Genomic DNA, 1,014 nt, shown 5'->3' on the forward strand with positions numbered 1-1,014 from the left:
GCCCTCCCCCCTCCCGCAGAACCCGAACTCCTCCAGCTGCATCAGCACGAACGGGGTGAAGTGGTCGTAGAGGATCGCGACGTCGATCCCGGCGGGCCCCAGCCCGGCCGACCGCCACAGCCGGCGGGCCACGACGCCCGCCTCCGGCAGTCCCGTCAGCCCGTCCCGGTAGAAGCTCGTCATCTGCTCCTGCGCGCGCCCGGCCCCCTGCGCCGCCGCCGTGACCACGGCCGGCGGGTGGCGCAGATCCCGCGCGCGCTCGGCCGAGGTGACGACCAGGGCCTGGCCGCCGTCCGTCTCCTGGCAGCAGTCCAGCAGCCGCAGCGGCTCGACGATCCAGCGCGAGGCGGCGTGCTCGGCGAGGGTGAGCGGCCTGCCGTGGAAGTACGCGGCGGGGTTCGTCGCCGCGTACGCCCGGTCCGTCACGGCGACATGGCCGAAAACCTCCGGTGTCAGCCCATAGGCGTACAGATAGCGCTGTGCGGCCATCGCGACCCACGCCGCAGGGGTGAGCAGTCCGAACGGCAGTACCCATCCCAGCGCTGCGCCCTCGGCGGTCGGCTCGCGGCTGAGGACACCGGATCCGAAGCGGCGTCCGGAGCGCTCGTTGAAGGCGCGGTAGCAGACGACCACCTCCGCTGCGCCGGTCGCGACGGCCATCGCGGCCTGCTGCACGGTCGCGCAGGCCGCGCCGCCGCCGTAGTGCACCCGGGAGAAGAACGACAGCTCCCCCACGCCCGCGGCCTGCGCGACGGTGATCTCGGGGCTGGTGTCCATGGTGAACGTGACCATGCCGTCGACGTCGGACGGGGCGAGTCCGGCGTCGTCGAGCGCGGCGCGTACGGCCTCGACCGCGAGCCGCAGCTCGCTCCGGCCGGAGTCCTTGGAGAACTCGGTGGCCCCGATCCCGGCGACGGCCGCCCGGCCGCCGATCCCGTCGGCGCGCCGCGGGCTCACCGGGCACCCTCCCGCCCCGCCGCCTCCGTGTCCGCCTCCGTGTCCGGGGGCGGGGCG

General features: G+C 75.1%; 1 protein-coding gene. It reads right to left on the minus strand.

What is annotated here, in order from left to right:
* On the minus strand, positions 1-957 hold a 957-nt coding region (locus G5C65_RS37655; protein WP_165303550.1), incomplete at its 3' end, for a thiolase C-terminal domain-containing protein.
* Positions 958-1,014: the final 57 nt, after the last annotated feature.

The organism is Streptomyces boncukensis, assembly GCF_011045075.1.
Lineage (GTDB): Bacteria > Actinomycetota > Actinomycetes > Streptomycetales > Streptomycetaceae > Streptomyces > Streptomyces boncukensis.